We start from the raw sequence: 18146 nt of genomic DNA on the forward strand, positions 1-18146 counted from the left end.
CGTTACTGTCGGCATTAGATCGCCAACTGGCCCGGATGTCGCCAGCACCTTAAGCAAGGCCTCCATGCTAGCCAGTAGCTGCCGGACAGATAATCCTCTACCTCCCGTGACGGCCAGGGCCTTGCTGACAATGGGTTGGCCCGCCGGATCGCGGGCCGAAATAATCACCACCGGGATTTCCAGCAGGTCAGGCTGCTGGCTTCTCAATTCCAAAAATTGAAACCCGTCTATGGTGGGCATAATCAAGTCGAGCAGAATCACATCGGGCCGGCGTTCCCGAATAATATTCAGGGCTTCCTGCCCGTCCCGGGCCAGGAGAATCTTGTAATCGCGCCCCGCCGAAACCAGCATACGCCTGAACAACTGCAAGGCGTCAGGTTCATCATCCACAATCAAAATCGTTCCCGCCTTGATGTCGAGTTGATCCAGGACCTGCAACATTCGTTCTTGAGAAATGGGTTTAACCAATCGCGCCGACGCTCCCCGGGAGGTACACTCTTCGTCTGGCGTGAGTATTGAGCAAATGATTACCGGCGTATCGTTGGGGAATAAGCGGGCCGACGTAATGGCGTCAAGGGTTTTGCTGACCGAAGGTTCGTTGACCAATAACCCCTGCGTGGGCACCCGGGTGATCTCCTCAATGGCTTCGGCCAGGCTGGCTGCCGGAACAATTTCCACTTCATTCCAATAGCGGTTGAGCAAACGCTGCAAAACATTACCGGCTTCCAGGATCACAAAACGCGGGCGAACAACGGTTTTGGGGGCGGCGCTAGGCCGAGTCCGTTGTAAAAAATCCCAATCCGGGGTGAGACCACGCAAAAAGCCATCCTCGGCTAAAACCGGCGGCTTTGCCGGAATGCGAAAATAAAAAGTAGTGCCCACCCCCTTTTTGCTTTCAACCCAAATTTTGCCGCCGTGCAGTTTGATAAAACGTTCGCTGATGCTCAAGCCCAGGCCGGTGCCACCGTAACGCCGTCGGATAGAGCTATCCAATTGTTGAAATGGTTGGAACAGTTTGGCCATTTCTTCGGCGGTAATGCCCGGACCGCTGTCGGTGACGCTCACCATTATGTCGTTTGTGTCCAGCCAAATTCGCAATCCCACTCCTCCCCGGTCGGTGAAACGGCCGGCGTTGCTGAGTAAATTCAACAACACTTCCCGCATGCGGGTGCGGTCGCAAAAAACAGGGGGCAGATTCGCCGGTATTTTCAATTCCAAATACAGTCCTTTTGAATCGTAAAGCGGACGGATGGCGGTGGCGGCCTCCTCGACAATTTCTAAAAACTGGACTTCTTCTTTGGTCAGGGCCATTTGTTCGGCGTCAATCTGGCTCAAATCAAGCACGTCGTCAATCAAGCCGGATAGATGCTCGGCGTTGCGATAAACCACCATCAAGTCGGCCAGCAAGGCCGGGGGAATTCTGTCGCCGTAGGTTTGGGGAGATTGCAGGATGGTTTCACTAAAGCCGACAATCATGTTGAGCGGTGTGCGCAACTCGTGGCTCACATTGGCCACAAACTCCTCTTTGGCGCGACGCGCGTTTTCGGCCACCTGGCGCAGTCCCTGGGCCATCACGTTGAGCCGGGTGAGTTGCAAATTGGCCTGGGCCAGGTCTTCCAGAGCTTGTTCCAATTCCATTTTGCGGCTTTGGGCCTCTTCCAGCAATGTTTGGGCTTGTTGAAAATAATTCCAGGCCCATTGCGCTACCTGATAGATGGGTTGGTACACTGCCGCCATTACGCCCAGGATGGCCCAAATGGCCAGCAGCGGAGGAATAATAGTGGCCGGGGCGGAGCCTATTCCTACGATTCCAGGGATTACCAAAAGGCCGGTTTGGCCCAGGGCAATCACGGCGGCCGCCGAGAGGCTTAACAATGCCGCCGCCAGCGCCGTAGGTATTACCAACAGGGTCAAAAAACCCGGTACGCCCAACCATTGATCGCCCCAGTAAATAATTGTAATCAGGCCAATAATGGTCCCCCACTCTCCTAATCGAGGCCGCCAACTGTTCAGAAACCAGGCCGCTAATGTTAAGCCAAAGACCAGCAGGGTAAAGTCCAGCATGGTAGTCCAATCTGCTGTCTTCTGCTGAACCTGGCCTATTACCCCAGTAGCCACGCCAACTACCAACATCACGGCTATCACCCATACTGGGGAGAGGCGCAAATCGGATGCAAAATTGGAGGTTGCTCCCTTCATCATTATTCACCGTCATTTTTGGAAAAGTATCCCGGACAAACTTAGTTACCCCTCCCTTAACCATACCCGCATTTCACCGGGTTGCCGGTTGGCCCAGCAGCAGTAGGGGATGGCCTTAAAGGTGAAGGGGAGCATATTTGACGATTCCAGGGGCCGGTAAAGTGTATTCTGCCAGTCGTTTGTATCGCGGCGCAGGGCCTGGCCGGTTATCACAGACACGCCGCCCAAAAGATCGCGCTCAAATGTTACGGCCAGTTTATTCTCCCCGGGAATAAGCACGTGGGCCAGGTTGGGGCCGTTGTCCGCTTCTTCCAGGCAATAAACCACCGGGCCGCGCTGCAAGGCGAAACGCCCGGCATCTTGCCGGACCCGCGGATGCGCCTCTATCCGTTCCACCGGCATAGAGAGGGTCAATTCAACCCGGTCGCCGGGCTGCCAGGTTCGGTCAACTTGAGCATAGCCCCGTTCGGTCGCTGGGGGAACAATCTGTCCGTTGACCTTTATTTCGGCCCGGCGACACCAACCCGGCACGCGCAGGGCCAGGGAAAATTGTCCAGGCTGTTGGGGGTGAACGGTGAAGCGGACGGTCTCGTCCCAGGGATAACGGGTTTGTTGTTCTAGCCGAATGGCCCGGCCGTTCAGGTCAATTTGGGCCTCGGCGGTGGTGTAGAAATGAACGTAAATTTTGTTCTGGCCCGTTGAGTAGACATACTGGCCCAACCTGGCCAGCAGCCGGGCCAGGTTGGGCGGGCAGCAGGCGCAGTCAAACCATTCGCTGCGGCGATAGTACCCGGTTTTGTTGAGGAGGACGCCGGGATACGGATTGACCTGAGGAAAGGCCGCCAGGGGGTTGGCATAAAAAAAGCTAGCGCCGTCCAAAGAAACGCCGCTCAATACGCCGTTGTACAGGGCGCGTTCCAGCACATCAATATAAACACCGTCAGGGTCCAAATGAAACATACGGTGCGCCCAAAAAACCAGGGCGATGGCGGCGCAGGTTTCGGCATAGGCCATCTCATTGGGCAGGTCATAATCAAAGGTAAAACCTTCGTTGCTGAGGGTGGGGCCAATACCGCCGGTGAGGTACATCCGCTTTTCGGTGACATTCCGCCACAGGCGTTGCAGCGCCTCGAATAGGGTTGGATCGTTGGTTTCGGCGGCAACGTCGGCCATACCGGCGTACATATAACAGGCGCGTACGGCGTGGCCAACCACTTCTGTTTGCTCCCGCACCGGCAGGTGGGCCTGGTTGTACTGGTGGGTTCCGGCCCAATAATCTTTAACGGGGTCTTCGTTGCGCGCCCTGGCTTCCAGGTCAAAGTAATGCGGCTGCCGGCCACGCTCGTCAATAAAAAACTTGGACAGGTCAAGGTAACGTTTTTCGCCGGTAGCGCGGTAAAGTTTGACCAAGGCCAGCTCAATCTCCTGATGGCCGGGATAGCCACGCTTTTGGCCTTTTTGGGAACCAAAAGTCTGACCAATGTAGTCGGCGTAGCGGATCATCACCTTCAGCAATTTGTCTTTGCCCGTAGCTTCAAAATAAGCCACCGCCGCCTCAATCAGGTGACCGGCACAGTACAACTCGTGCCAGTCACGTAAATTGGCCCAACGATTTTCCGGTTCAATCGCGGTGTAATAAATATTCAAATAGCCATCCGGTTGTTGGGCCGTTTCAATCAGGTCAATCACTTTATCAACCAGTGCGGCCAATTGTTCATCCGGGTGAGAGGTCAAACTGTAGGCCGCTGCCTCGATCCATTTGGCCGAGTCTGAATCCCAAAAGCGGTGTGGTTTGTAAGGCATGCCTTCATGCCAATCCAGTTTCCACGCCTCAATCCGGCCGGTTTTTTTAAGCTGCTCGTATTCAATGGGCAGGGTGGCAGTGCGATTGGTGTCAATCCGCGCTCCCCAAAATCCCTGGCCAATGGTTACGTTTTTCAGGGGTACCGCCTTAATAGTGTTTGGGTACATTAGGAATCTCCTTAGGCCGTCTATCTTACTCGAATCTTTCTCCCGGGCCAAGTGTTACCCCCAAGACGGGCGAAGGATAAGGGCACTCCTCCTGGGATTTGGCCCAACCTTAAGAGGTGTCTGGTTATCATCGTTGTTAAGCAATAAGATTAGGGGTGTGTCGAAATTGGGTTTGGTAAAGGTGAGCATACAGCCCGCCCCGGGCCAGCAATTCCTCGTGGGCCGACCGAGACCCCCGACGATGCCCCTGTTCCACCAAACGGCCCTGATCCATCACCAAAATCACGTCAGCCGCCAGGATGGTGCTGAGCCGGTGGGCGATGACCAGGCTGGTACGTTTCTGCATAATGCGCTCCAGGGCTTCCTGAATGAGGGCCTCACTTTGGCTGTCAAGGCTGCTGGTGGCTTCGTCCAATATGAGCAAGCGCGGGTCTTTGAGGATAACGCGGCCAATGGCGACCCGCTGCTTTTCGCCCCCGCTCAAACGATAGCCCCGCTCCCCCACCACGGTTTTATACCCATCCGGCAACCCGGCAATAAAATGATGAATATTAGCGGCTCGACACGCGGCTTCAATTTCATCCTGGGTAGCCCTGGGTTTGGCATAAAGCAAGTTGGCCTTGATGGTATCGTGAAACAGATAGGTTTCTTGCGTCACCATGCCAATAGCCGAAACCAACGACTTTTGGGTGACATTCCGCAGATCGTGGCCGTCAATACAAATACGGCCTTCGGTAGGGTCGTACAAACGGGGCAGCAGGTAAGTGAGGGTGGTTTTGCCGGCCCCGCTGGGGCCTACCACCGCGGCCAATTGGCCCGGTTTGATCTCAAAACTGATCGCTTCAACGGCCATACTGCGGCTGGCCACAACCGCCGGGGTTGTAGACGAACGGCCATTATCGCCGTCCGGTAAGCGGTCTATGGTCAAACCCAACGCCCCGGCTCCGCCGTCGCCGCCGGCGGTATAACTGAACGACACATTTTCAAAAGTAACCCGGCCTGCCACATCCTTCAATTCAACAGCTTCAGGCCTGTCTTCAATTTCCTGCTCCAGGTCCAAAATTTCAAAGACACGTTCAAAACTGACCATACTGGTGGCTAACTCAATGTGGGCGTTACTCATCGCGCTCAAGGGGCCATAGAGTTGGGTCAAATAGGCACCAAACGCCACAATGGTGCCCACCGTGAAAACGCCCTCGATGACGAGATAACCGCCAACACCAAACACTACAGCCGTACCTACGGCGCTCACCAACCCTAATCCTAAAAAGAACCAGCGGCCAATCATCGCCGAACGAATCCCGATGTCGGCTACCAATCCGCTGCGCTCCCGGAATTTCTCCATTTCATCGGCTTGCCGGCCAAACAGCTTAACTAACAATACCCCGCTGACATTGAGCGTTTCCTGCATAAGCGCATTCATTTTGGCGTTCAGTTCCATACTGTCACGGCGTACTTCGCGCAACATCCGCCCTACCCGGCGGGTGGGCAAAACAAACAGCGGTAAAATGATGACACTCAACAGGGTTAATCGCCATTCCAGCGTGATCATAATGGCCAGCGTAGCAACGACAGAGACGACATTGGAAACAATATTGACGAATGTGCCGGTCAACGCACTCTGCGCCCCCACCACATCATTGTTCAAGCGACTCATCAATTCGCCCGTCCGTGAATACGTAAAGAACCTGAGGCCCATGCCATGCAGATGATTGAACAAGGCATTACGCAGATCAGCAATCAGATGCTCCCCCGTGGTGGCACTGAGGTAACGCTGAACCAGACCAACAAGCGCATTGACAAGCGGAATACCGATCATCGCCAGCGTCAGCCAGATCAAGCGAGTTACATCTTGATTGGGCAAGGCATTATCTATCAAATCTCGATACAGAAGGGGAGGAATGAGACTCAGGCCGGTGATCACAAAAATGGTTATCAGTAAACCAACCGTCTTAAGCCAATAAGGTTTGGCGTAACGCCACACCCGTTGTAAGAGCGCCCAACTAAATTGAGGCCGATCTCGTTCTTCATCATATCGGATGTAACTCCACCAACCGCCGCCATGCCACATTGATCCGTTACCTCACTTTCATTTTGGAAGCGTGTCTATCATTATACGTATCAATCAGCCTGAATCAACCGAAAGCATGCAAGTTGAGAACTTACATCCATCACATTTCCTCACTTTCACGCTTTCAAATTTGGGGATGAACGAGGAGAATAACGTTTAGTACTCCAGCCAGTGCCAGCAACTGAGCTGCCAATCATGTCCTTCCACGGCCAGCGCAGCCGCAAAACAAGGGTCTGGCTCCAGTTCCACCAACGACCAGCGAGCCGCTTCATAGGGGTCTTCCGCAATATTTAACAATTTGGCCGGTTCGCCCGGCGTGAAAGAAACCTCAAATTGATTCAGCGAGAAGGAAAGACCCTGGCCCCTGGCTTTGATATAGGCTTCTTTGCGCGTCCAACAATTGAAAAAGGCTTCGTGTTTCATCTCGGCGGGGAGGGCGTGTAATATGGCAAATTCGTTGGGGGTAAAAAAGCGTTTGGCAATCTGCTCACAGGCAAAATCGGTGTGAATGCGTTCCAGGTCAACGCCTATTTTTCGGCCACGGGTGAACCCATAGATAGCCAGGCCATGCGAATGGGACATATTGAAATTGAGCACATTGTGGCCAAGCAAAGTGGTCAAGCCCGGCTTGCCATAAGGGCCATAACTAAAGGATAATTCATGCGGCTCCATCTCCAGGTAACGCCCCAAAATGATTCTCAGCAAACCACGCGCTACAATGTAATGCTCACGGTCTTTCTCAAAATGAAAACGCGCCGCCCGGGCCTGTTCGTCGGGCGAGAGGATTTGTTGAAGGTCCTGCACCCACGACGGCTCCACATCTAAAGAAGCACGCCAAATGTGAATTTCATCCTGCGATAAATTTAAAATTTCTGGCGGATAAGACCAAAACGCAAAAGGGGTCATTGTTTGTTCTGAGTGATCAATAACAAGCATACTTTCCATCATCACCATTTCCAGGAATAGGTATCCAAATCTAAGCTAAAGAATATTTCTTCCCAAATAGATTGTTACAATTTTTATGCCAACCCAAAAACATCCAGGCCATATTTTAACAAAAAATAATTGGTTTTTCCTGTAAAAAGTATTGGAAAATTGTTAGAGATTAGCCCAAAAGTACTACATCTACCCTCCATAGGGTATCACGAAAAGACCTCCCTGGCAAAATCCCTGAGAGGTCTGCATGACTATCCGGCTTTTTGGTTATTTTCAAGGCGTGGTCAGTAACTTATCCACCGCTACGGTCAACTCGGCCAGGGTGCTGACCCGGTGGATGGCGTGGGTGTAAGGGAGATAGGCCGGCATATCGCTATCGCCGGCACCCCACTGGCGGGGGTGTTCCGGGTTGAGCCAGATGATGCGCTTGCTGCGCCGTTTGATTTGCTCCATCAAATCCAGGCGGGGATTGTTATAATTGTTGCGCGCATCGCCCACAAAAATAACAGTGGTGCGATGGTCAATAGCGCCGGCGTAACGCTGCATGAGCGTGTTCAGGCTATTGCCCAAATCGGTGTTGTAGTGGCCCGGCTGCAAGCGGGTCAGCACTACTTCAATGGCCACATCGGCCGGGTACTCGGCAAAATTCTGGCTAATGTCCTCCAGGTCGTCAATAAAGGCAAAGCTGTGCGCGCTGGCTACCTGGTCCTGCAACTCGTAAATCAGGCGCAGTAAAAATTCAACCACTGCCCGCATGCTGGTCGAAACATCACAAATGAGCAGCAGCTTGGGTTTGAGACGACGAGTTTTGAATTTGAGTTCCAGCGGCACCCCGCCGTAGATCAGGTTTGAGCGGAAGGTCCGTTTGACATCCAGCACGCCGCTTTTGCCCCGCTTCTGGCGCAAGGCCGCCCGGCTACGTAATTGCGCGGCCAAACGCCGCACCTGATCCCGTAAAAGCTGGGCCTCGCGCTCGCTGAGGTTTTTGAAGGGACGATGCATCAAATCAACGCCGTCCTGTTTTTGCTGCCGGTGACTCTCGGCCCGCTGGCGAGCAATGGCCGCGCCCACCTGTTGGGCTATCTGTTCCGCCAGCGCTTCGCGATTGGCTTCCATCCCTTCCACCAATTGGTCAATGGCTTTTTGACTCATCCCCAATTGTTTAAGCAATTCCGGCAGTTGGGCCAATAGCTGTTCCAGCAACTGCATGCCCAATTGGCGCTGGATGCGCTGCTCTAGCCAGCGCTGCTGAAAGGGATGGTCAGCCCGGGGCACGCCGGCCTGCCGGCCCAGCCGGTCAAGCATTTCTGGATTGGGATTTTGGCCCTGCAATAACCATTGTAACAACTGCATGAGATTATTGAGTTGGTTTTGGGCAGAAGCGGAACCTCCCCGCTGACGCTGCTGCATGTCTCGCCGCTGCTCGTTTTGGCGCATTTGTTCCAGCAACGCCCGCAAAGCCTGGGCCAGAAGTTGCTTCTCCTCCGGCGACAGATCATCCATAAGGTTGAGCAGCGGCGGGCCGCCGCTGCCAAAGTATAGCGGAAATAGTTGGTCAAAAATGGGCCGATCATTGGCTTCTTTCACCAGCGTGGCTCGCAGAGAAGCCTGGAACTCGTTTTTATTGAGAATGCCTATACAGCCGGTCGCCTTAAAAGCGTCCTCACTTTCGGCAATTGAAACGCGCACGCCCGCGGCCCGCAGTCCGGCAATAAAATCTATGATACGTTGATCCATAATTCATTCCCCCGCCTGGCCAGCAAAATTCTCCTCAGCTTAATGCATTACCTAACACTCGACACCCGCCCCTACTTATTGCCCAGCATCCGGTAACTCGCCCAATCGTCAGGATCAAAATCGCCGGGGCCGGGGCGACGCGTCCCCCCATTAGGCCCGCGGCGAGACAGGGCGCGTTTGGCTCTAATGATGTCGGTTTCATGTTTGAGCAGAACGCTCATGGTAGTTTCCACGGTTTTTTGGTCCAACTGGTTGGCATTGAGCTTGACCAGGGCTTTGGCCCAATCCAGGGTTTCGCTAATGGAGGGCGTCTTTTTTAAATCCAGGCTGCGCAATTGATTGACCAGCTCGACCGCCTGCCGGGCCAATTCCGGGGCCAGGTCGGGCACTTTTAGCCGCACAATGTCTAATTCCGCTTCAACCGTAGGATAATCCAAAAAGATATACAGGCAGCGACGTTTGAGAGCCTCGCTGAGTTCGCGGGTGTTGTTGCTGGTCAATAAAACCATGGGATGATGTTTGGCCTTGATCGTGCCCAGTTCGGGCACACTCACCTGAAAATCGCTGAGCACTTCCAGAAGAAAGGCTTCAAATTCCACGTCGGCCCGGTCAATCTCGTCAATGAGCAACACCACCGGCTGGTCGGAGGTGAGGGCCAACAACAGGGGGCGGGGCAGCAGAAACCGCTCAGAGAAAAAAATCTCTTCTTCGGCGGCAATACGGTCGGCGGCTTCTTTGAGGGAGACGGCGTCGCCAATCACGTTTTCCAGCTTGGCCCGCAGTAGTTGGGTGTAGAGCATTTGTTTGGCATATTCCCATTCGTAAAGGGCTTTGGTTTCATCCAAGCCCTCGTAGCACTGCAAGCGAATCAGGCGGCGGCCCGTAGCTGCGGCCCACACTTTGCCTAACTCGGTTTTGCCCACTCCGGCCGGTCCTTCGGTAAGAACGGGCTTGCCCAGTTGATCGGCCAGGAAAATAACGGTGGCGATTTCATCAGAGGCTATGTATTGCTGGTTAGCCAGATTTTTTTTGATGGTTTGCCTTGCTTCAGACATTGGTTACTCCTGTTACGGATTACGTATTGTTGGGCCGCAATGGCCAGCTTGCATTTTTAGGATTCTTTACGAAATACGTAATCCGGACTATACCGATAGGAATGATGACAACAGCGAATACGAAATGAGCAGGGGGTCAAGTTGCAGCGGGGGACAGCCGGCCATCGGACACAATGGGGATATTATGGCTGGCGAAGGGCCGATTGTCAAGGACAATGAGAATTATCTGGATCAGGATTTTCGCTTTCCCATTGACGCACATTCTCCAGATTCTTAAGGACAATAGCCTGGCCATGCCGGTTACCACCGGCCTGGTAGATAGACAGCGTCTGCTCAAAATAAACCCGGGCCTGGGCAAACTCCCCCTGATCCATGGCCATCAGGCCAAGATTATGCAGCGCAGCCGCTTCTCCGGCCAGGTCGCCAATTTTGCGCGAGATCTGGAGCGCCTGCTCAAAATAGGTCCGGGCCAGGGCATAGTCACCCTGTTTATACGACACGCCGGCCAGACTGATAAGCACCTGGCCCACACTCGCCTGGTCGCCAAGCTCGCATCTAATGGCTAAAGATTGCTCAAGGTAAGTGCTGGCGGCCGCATAATCGCCCTGCAACAGGCTGATATTGCCCAGGTTTTGCAGTGCCAAACCTTCGCCGGCCCGATAGCCAATCTGGTGAAAAATGCGCAGCGCTTGCTCATAATAGTGTTGGGCCTGAGCATAGTCGCCCTGTTTGCCACAGATATTGCCCAGGCTGTTGAGGGACAAGCCCTCTCCCTGCCGATAGTTCAACTCGCGGGCCAGGCGCAAGCCCTGTTGGTGATAGGTCTGAGCGCCGGTAAAATCACCCTGGAGATTGCAGATGCCACCCAGGTTGCCCAGAGCGGCTGCTTCCCCCGGCCGGTCGCCAAGCTCCTGATAAAGATGCAGAGCCTGTTCAAAATAAGCTCTGGCCTGAACATAATCGCCCTGGTGGCGAGCGACCAGGCCAAGATTCTGTAAACCCTGGCTTTTCAGGAGCCGGTCGCCAAGCTTACGGGAAAGGTCAAGCACGGTTTGGGCAAAGGCTGTGGCACCTGAGTAGTCGCCCACTGACCGGGCATAACGAGACCGGTAAACAGCAACTTGGGCTTGCTTCTGCGCATCCGGTAACGCGGCCACCACTTCTGCCAGCAACGCCAGATTTTCCCGGCGGGCTTCCCGCTGGCCCTGCAGGTCGTAAACTTTCTCCCGGGCCATCAGTAAGGCATAGCGTTCCTCGTAATCCGTTGGCGGGGTGAGATCAAGGGCGCGGCTGAGATAGGCGATGGCTTCAGCGTTGGCATATCGCGTGGCAGCCTGTTCCCCGGCCAGTTTGGCGTAACTGCGTTCCTGCTCAATCTCCCCGGCCTGGCCATAATGGTAAACCAGGTCGGCATAGTAGGGGGCCACGTCATCGGCATAGAGCTTTTTAATTGACTCGCCCGCCAGCCGATGCAAGGCGCGCAGATTCGCCCGTAATTGCATATCGTAAACAGCGTCACGCATCAGGGCATGCGTAAAAAGATAACGGGTCTCGGTTAAGGCCAACCAGATCACGGCCCGGGCAACTTCTTGAACCCTGGCTTCTAGCTGCGGGTCATTAAACATCATCCGGGCCAGCAGGGGCAAATCAAACTCCCGGCCTAAAACGGCCGCCGTCTGCACCACCTCTCTGGCAGCCGGCGATAGACCATCCAGACGAGCAATGAGCACGGCCCGCACATCCGCCGGGAGTCGCCCATTGGTTTCGGTGGGGATGAGGCCGGTCTCATCCTGGCTCAACAGCCCCTGTTCAACCAGGTAGTGCAATAATTGCTCCACAAAAAAAGGATTGCCCCCGGTCCGGCTGGCCAGCAGCTCCACCAAAAGCGATCCCACCTGCGCGGATAACTGCGCCTCGGCCAGAGCCTGAATCTCAACCGTGGCCAGCGATTCCAGGCGTAGGACATGGCAAGGCGTAGCGGGATCAAGCAAGTCCGGTGGGAGGGGGACGCGGCTGGCCAGCAAAACAGCCAGGGGAGATGTAGCCACATTGCGCGTCAGATGTTTGAGAAATTCAGCCGAGTCATCGTCCAGCCACTGCGCGTCTTCTAAAACTAAAATCACCGGCTGAAGCTGGCTTTCGGCCAGGAGCAAATTTTTAAGGGCGGCCAGAGTATTTTCAAAGCGTAATGGCGGCTCCAACTGCTCATAGAGAGAGTCAGGCCAGGGCAAGTCTACCAAAGCAGCCAGGAAAGGCCGGGCGCGGACCAATTCAGTTTGCCACGCCGAGTTTGGGAGGCGGCTGCACAGGGTCTCCAATTTTTGGGTAAAAGCCGCCCGATTTTTGCTTTCGGCGGCAGGTTGACCGGCGGCTGAAGTTTGGTCAAAGTAAATGCGCAGAAAATAGCGCCAGGGATGCAGCGATTGCCGCCGCACTTCGTTTGCGGGACAGTGAAACCAGGCCGGAGCGTCACCGTTACGATACGTTTCGCAATGCTGCTTAAACTCATACAAAAGGCGACTTTTGCCAATCCCCGCCTCGCCATAAATCGTGATTACCCCGGCAAATTGTCTTTCAAAAATAGGCTGGATAAACTCACCCAATTGCGTCAATTCACGTTGACGGCCAACCAGACTGCCTAAAAAAAAAACTGGCGCGCCCGCCTTGCGTCCCCGGAAGACATACACCGGCTGCTTTTCATTGAAACCCTTGAAGGCAAAAAGGCCGGCTGAGTCCACTGCAAAGCAAGTTCCCCCTTGCCGGGTCGGGGCGCGAGACTGCCGGGCGGCCGCTTCGTCCAGCCACACCTCGCCCCAGGCGGCAGCAACCATTTGCCGGGCCGCCTGATTAACCCGCAAACCATAGCAGGTGTACTCCTCCCGTAAAGTTGAGCCAACAAAACCGGCATAAGCCATAGCGTAAGTCAAGCCAACCCGGCAGGGAATGGCGGGCGTAGCTTGTCGGAGGTCCAAAATAAAATTGAGCGCCCGTTCAACGTTGTTTTCAAAACTTATTGGCGCTCCCCAAAACAGCAACAAGGTATAGCCTGCATCCTGCCCGCCAATCCGGGCAATTCGGGCCAGATGGCCGCCGTACTCCCGGAGCAGGCGCAAACAGAGTTTTATAAATTCGGGTAGAGGATTACCGGCGGCAAGGGCTTGCAGATTGATAAACATGGTGACAACCTGGCGAAACTCCCCCTGCATGGTCAATTGATGAAGGGCAGGCGCAAAAAAGGCAGTTTGCTCAAGCCCGGGTGAGGGTAATTTTACCGGCTGGGGCAGGGGTAATTCACCCTGAATTTCTTTGACCCGCAAGTAACCGGCGACGGGTTCAGCCACTACATAATCGCGCAAAATCGCATAAACCGTTTGGCTCAAAGCCATCTGCCCCCCCTCGATGATCTGTTCGCCCTCGATACAGCGATCAATGGCCTGGCCACAAAAATAGTAGATATGTTGGTCTGCCTCAACCTGAGAAGCTTCGGCTGGGAAAATTCCCCATTGCACCTGACCGTCGGCCAGGCTGGCTTTGACGGTGAAAGTGAAAGCGCCGTAACGGGTATCATAACCGGGATGAGCCGTGTTGTGCTGGCTGATTTGCCAGGCGGCGGCCAGGGCGCGTTGGTAGGTTAATATTTGCCGGCCTGGAAACAGGGCGGTAAAACCATCGCCGCTGAAATTAGCCACAAAACCGCCTTGGGCGTAAACGGCTTGGATGAACGGCTCAAAAACAGCCCGCAGCACCCCGGCCAAAACTTCGGCTCCTTCCTGGCCGTGTTGCTGCAAAGCGGCCGTGATCTGGGTAAAGCCGGAGGTATCTATAAACAGGCTGACGGCCGAAAAATGTCCCGCAAATTTGTGCCTGGCAAAATTTTTGAGGATGAAATGAGGAACAAGGTTACGCATGATGTGCCCGCTCCAGGGCGGCGATAGCATGGGTGACTTGCTCCATACCTAATTGATGACCAATCTCCTGGAACAAGGTCAAGGCTTCCTGATACAAGCGTTTCGCCTCATTATATTCCGCCAAAGCTTTGAATATATCCCCCAAGTTCTGGCAGCAAAAAGCAATGCCCCGGCGGTCGTCTATCTCATGGTAAATGGCCAGGCTTTCCAGAAAAAGGTCTCTGGCAGCGGCGTAATCTCCCAAAGCCTCGGCTACCCGGCCCAGGTAGGCCAAGGAGTACGTCATGCCCCACCGGTCGCCAATTTCTCGTTTGAGGGCCAGGGCTTCCTGGCATAATGTTTGCGCCGAGCCATATTCCCCTTGCAGCGAAGCAATCTGGCCGAGAAGGTTTAGGGCAATACTGGCCCCAAACCGATCATCCAGCTCCCGACAAATAGCCAAACTTTCTGCCAAAGCCTGCCGGGCCGGGGTATATTCACCCAGATGACGCTGCACGGCGGCCAGATAATTGAGGCAAAACACCATTTCTGCCTGAGCGCCCAAGCCACGTAACAGCGCCAGGCCGTTCTGGAGTTTTTCTTGGGCCAGGGCATGTTGGCCCAGGTGAAAATTGAACCATCCTTGCCGCGCCTGTAACATGCCCGCAATTTTGGCCGCTTCTCCCTCAAGTTGATGGATTGAACGGCCCGGCGGGATCAGAGCCGCCGCAGCGCGACCAAAGGCTTCTTCGCCCTCTCGAAACCAACTGCGCATATCATAGAAATGAAACAAACTCTCCAACGCCTGCCCGATTTCGGTGAGACAACCATGAGCAATAGCCCAGTTCCAGGCCGCGCGCACGTTTTCGATCTCAAGATTAATGGCTTGCAACGCCTCACGCTGCTGCCCTCCTTTGAGGGCGGCTGTTTTTTGCCGGAGAAAATGGGCGTAATAATGGCAGTGCGCGTTTTGGGCGGCTATTTGTTCTGCTGGGGTTTGAGCCATTTTCTCCGCCGCGTAACGCTGTAAGAGGTCGTGCATTTCGTATCGTGTCCCAGCATCGTTGCGGGTCGCAACGCCATTGCGGGTCGCAACATCGTTGCCGCCAGCAAAACTACCGGGTTGGGTTGAGTTCCGGCGCAGTAACGATTTATCCGCCAGCGTGCCCAGCATAGGCAGAGTCGCCCCGGCTACCTGTGCTGCGGCCCGGCGATCAAACTCTCCCCGAAAAACAGACAGGCGGGCAAAAACGCCTCTTTCGGCGAAAGGCAGCAGTCGCCAGGTGTGATCGAAAACCGCCCGCAGGCTGCGGTGGCGTTCGGCCACCTGCTGGGAGGTGGTGCTTAAAAAGTCAAGATTCTGCCGGATTTCCTGGGCAATTTCCCGGCAAGACAAGACCCGCAGCCAGGCGGCGGCTAACTCGATGGCCAGGGGCATTCCTTCTACCAATTGGCAGATCTGCATAACAAAAGGTTGCTCGGCCGCAGACAGGGAAAAGCCCGGCTGAATTCGCCGGGCAGTTTGGGCAAACAGTTGGATGGCGCTGAAATCTTCAAGGTTTTCCGGTTGGACTTCACGGGCAGGATAATTAAGCTCTCTTACCTTGAACAGCCACTCGCCGGGAACATTGAGGCGTTCCCGCGAAACAGCCATGATCTTGACCAGAGGGGCACGTTCCAGCATCTCAACAACCAATTTACTTTCCGGCAGGAGATGTTCAAAACTGTCCAGGATGAGCAGCAGGTCGCGCCGGGTATGGCTGAGATAGTCTATGAGTTGCCTTTCGGGATTTTCAGGCCCATGAAAAGAAAATTTGAGCGCATCGGCAATTTTGGCCGCCATTAACTCCGGGGCGCTTACTGCGGCCAGAAAGACAAAATAAATTCCGTTTCTGAAGATCGGCGGGTTATCTTCAGCCACAAGCTGATGGGCTATCTGTAAAGCCAGGCAGGTTTTGCCAATGCCCCCCAGCCCCACCAGCGTCAACAACCGGCAACCGGGATCAAACAATCGCTCTCTGAGTTGGGCCAATTCTGTAGCCCGGCCCACAAAGGGGCTAATCGAACAGGGCAGGTTGTGCGGGCGTTTGGCCGGAAACTGTTCCCTTAAGGCCATCGTCTGGATGTGTTCATAGAGCGCGATTGTGGTTGAGGATGGCCCCACGCCCAACTCATCGGCTAAAATCTGGCGACAACGTTCATACTGGGCCAGGGCTGCGCTACGCTGGCCGCTCTGCGCCAACAACGCCATCATCTGCCGGTGAGCTTCCTCGCTCAACGGGTCAAGTTGCAACAGATGCGCCGCCGATTCAACTCCAGCCTGATATTGTCCTTCATCCAGGTAATAGCCAGCCAGCTTGCCCAGCGCCTCCACGGCCAGCCGGTGCAACCGCTCCTGCTCAACCACCACCCATTCTTCAAAATTATAGGTTTCGGCCAGGTGGAAACCGGCCAGAAAATCGCCCTGATACAAGGCCAGGGCTGCGGCCAATTGTTCGGTTGTAGTAGGGGAAAGGGTAGTGCCTGTGGGGTTAGCGCCGGCCGCAACGGCCAGTTGTTGCTCAAACGCCGTCACGTCAAGCCAATAGTCGTTGGCCGGGCTGAAGCCAACCGTCTGCCGGGTGACGTGGAGATCAGTGGCCAAGGGACCTAGCCGGTGCAGTAACACGCGCAAATTGGCCATAGCTCGCTGCTGCGGCAGGTCGCTATAAAACAAATCGGCCAGGGTTTCTCGGGGAAACGCGCGTTGGTGGTGGCAGGCCAGGTAGATAAACAGGGCCATGGCCTTGCGCGAGGTCAATTCTTTGACCGGCTCTCCATTGCGCTTGATTGTTACTCCGCCCAGGAGAGAAATCTCCAAAAAGTCAGCCATGACCAGTCCTGAAACGTTACTGAAACGAATTTGAAACGGCAATATGTTAGGATCAAGATAATGCAGGCTTGAACCCAGGTTCACCAATCATTATAGCCGGAAAATATAGAAGTGGGCAATTGACCAAAGGGGCTATGCATGCCGATGACCAAGAGCAAACCAGGCAATTACCTGGCCTACCTGCTTCGTTTACGGCGAGACAACGAATCAACCGCCTGGCGGGCGACGGTGGAAAATCCGCATACGGGCGAGCGTCAAGGCTTTGCCTCGCTGCGTCAACTCATTGCCTTTTTAGAAGAACAGACAGGTGAAATATTAAGTTATCAAGAAGAAAATGATGACAAACCATGAAAGGAGACTTTTCCAATGAAACACAAATTTGCACCTTTAATCTTTTTGTTGGTGGTCACGCTGACCAGCCTGGCCTGTATTCCTTGCGGTCTATTGGGTAGCGGCAAAGAGGAGGCTGCTGAACCGCCTTTGCCGGGCGCTGTGGCTGCCACAGAGGAAGTAGCAACCGAGGCAGCAACAACAGAAAAGACAGAAGCCACGCTAGAAGCGGCCCAAGAAACCGTTGCCAAAACTGAAGAGACAGCCGCAGATACCCCCACCCTCGGCGAGGAGTATCGTAGCGAAGAGGGTGGCTTTGCTTTTCTGACCATCCCGGACTACATCGTTGAGGGCGAACCTGGCTTTATTGGGATGAATGCTCCAGACGCCGACCCCGATATCGGCCCCTCCGTCATGTTTATGGGGTATCCCGGCGAAGAGGGCATCACCAGTGAACAAATGCTGGCCGGATGGCGGCAAGATATGGAAGCAGACTTTGCCATGACCGACGAACGCGAGGTGATGGTGGACAGCGTTATGGGCCTGGCCGTGGACATAAGCGGCACCGACGACAGCGGTCGAGCCGTAGCCGGACGGCTGGTGGTGGTGGCCGTTCCCCCCGCGCAAGAGTTCGTTATGCTTGGCGCAGCCCCCGCCGAGCGTTGGGACGACGAATTGGCCCCGCTGTTTGAGGCAGTGATGACCTCGGTCACTTTCTTTGAGCCAGGCTCCCCCTCCGCCGAATCCGGGGAAGCCAGTGTGTCTGCCGGTGACAGCCTGACCGGCCAAGGAGAAACATTGCGACAGTGGGCCACTTCAGCCACGGCCAGTTCCGAGTATGGAAGTCACAGCCGCACGGCCAGCGAGGCCACCGGCGCGCCAAACACCTTTGAATGTGGCGAGATGAACACGGCCTGGCAATCCGAGGGGAGTGACACGGTCGAGTGGCTGGAGTTACGCTACGATACCGCCGTGCGCCCGATCGAAGTGAATGTTGTTCAGACAAATTCCCCCAACCAGATACTCTTTATTGACCTCATTGATCCGGCGGGGGAGTATCACGAAATCTATTTAGGGGAACCCGAAGC

At 54.8% G+C, this 18146-nt stretch carries 10 protein-coding genes; 2 read left to right on the forward strand and 8 right to left on the reverse strand.

The window, feature by feature from the left end; all coding sequences use genetic code 11:
• From JW953_11495 to JW953_11530, 8 genes are all read right to left on the reverse strand, one after another.
• Positions 1-2136, reverse strand: a 2136-nt coding sequence (locus JW953_11495) for a response regulator (protein ID MBN1993314.1), incomplete at its 3' end; no start/stop codon positions are given.
• 108 nt (positions 2137-2244) lie between these two features.
• Positions 2245-4170, reverse strand: a complete 1926-nt coding sequence (locus tag JW953_11500) for a glycoside hydrolase family 127 protein (protein MBN1993315.1) — start codon at positions 4168-4170, stop codon at positions 2245-2247.
• Between the two features lie 136 nt (positions 4171-4306).
• Positions 4307-6241 (reverse strand): ABC transporter ATP-binding protein, encoded by a 1935-nt coding sequence (locus JW953_11505; protein MBN1993316.1) that lies wholly within the window; start codon positions 6239-6241, stop codon positions 4307-4309.
• A 156-nt stretch (positions 6242-6397) separates the two neighbouring features.
• Positions 6398-7147 carry a 4'-phosphopantetheinyl transferase superfamily protein gene (locus JW953_11510; protein ID MBN1993317.1) on the reverse strand — a complete coding sequence of 250 codons (750 nt, stop codon included), beginning with the start codon at positions 7145-7147 and terminating at the stop codon, positions 6398-6400.
• Between the two features lie 303 nt (positions 7148-7450).
• Positions 7451-8914 (reverse strand): VWA domain-containing protein, encoded by a 1464-nt coding sequence (locus JW953_11515; protein ID MBN1993318.1) that lies wholly within the window; start codon positions 8912-8914, stop codon positions 7451-7453.
• Positions 8915-8985: 71 nt separating this feature from the next.
• Entirely contained in the window at positions 8986-9969 is a 984-nt protein-coding gene (locus JW953_11520; GenBank protein MBN1993319.1) for a MoxR family ATPase, read from the reverse strand.
• A 206-nt stretch (positions 9970-10175) separates the two neighbouring features.
• On the reverse strand, positions 10176-13877 hold the full coding sequence (locus tag JW953_11525; protein ID MBN1993320.1) for a tetratricopeptide repeat protein: 3702 nt from the start codon (positions 13875-13877) through the stop codon (positions 10176-10178).
• Complete coding sequence (locus tag JW953_11530; protein MBN1993321.1) at positions 13870-16728, reverse strand: tetratricopeptide repeat protein; 2859 nt, start codon at positions 16726-16728, stop codon at positions 13870-13872. Before JW953_11530 ends, JW953_11525 begins: the two co-directional genes overlap by 8 nt.
• Positions 16729-16872: 144 nt before the next feature.
• Between JW953_11530 and JW953_11535 the strand changes: the two genes are divergently transcribed.
• Together JW953_11535 and JW953_11540 are read left to right on the forward strand one after the other, a co-directional pair.
• A complete protein-coding gene (locus tag JW953_11535) occupies positions 16873-17079 on the forward strand; it encodes a hypothetical protein (protein ID MBN1993322.1) in 207 nt (68 codons plus the stop codon).
• Between the two features lie 15 nt (positions 17080-17094).
• Positions 17095-18146: hypothetical protein (locus tag JW953_11540; protein ID MBN1993323.1), on the forward strand; the 1052-nt coding region annotated here is incomplete at its 3' end.

This window comes from Anaerolineae bacterium, assembly GCA_016931895.1.
GTDB lineage: Bacteria > Chloroflexota > Anaerolineae > 4572-78 > J111 > JAFGNV01.

Coding starts and splice junctions, on each gene's coding strand:
- JW953_11500 (MBN1993315.1), bottom strand. CDS start 4,170: ATGTACCCAAACACTATTAAGGCGGTACCCCTGAAAAACGTAACCATT.
- JW953_11505 (MBN1993316.1), bottom strand. CDS start 6,241: ATGTGGCATGGCGGCGGTTGGTGGAGTTACATCCGATATGATGAAGAA.
- JW953_11510 (MBN1993317.1), bottom strand. CDS start 7,147: ATGACCCCTTTTGCGTTTTGGTCTTATCCGCCAGAAATTTTAAATTTA.
- JW953_11515 (MBN1993318.1), bottom strand. CDS start 8,914: ATGGATCAACGTATCATAGATTTTATTGCCGGACTGCGGGCCGCGGGC.
- JW953_11520 (MBN1993319.1), bottom strand. CDS start 9,969: ATGTCTGAAGCAAGGCAAACCATCAAAAAAAATCTGGCTAACCAGCAA.
- JW953_11525 (MBN1993320.1), bottom strand. CDS start 13,877: ATGCGTAACCTTGTTCCTCATTTCATCCTCAAAAATTTTGCCAGGCAC.
- JW953_11530 (MBN1993321.1), bottom strand. CDS start 16,728: ATGGCTGACTTTTTGGAGATTTCTCTCCTGGGCGGAGTAACAATCAAG.
- JW953_11535 (MBN1993322.1), top strand. CDS start 16,873: ATGACCAAGAGCAAACCAGGCAATTACCTGGCCTACCTGCTTCGTTTA.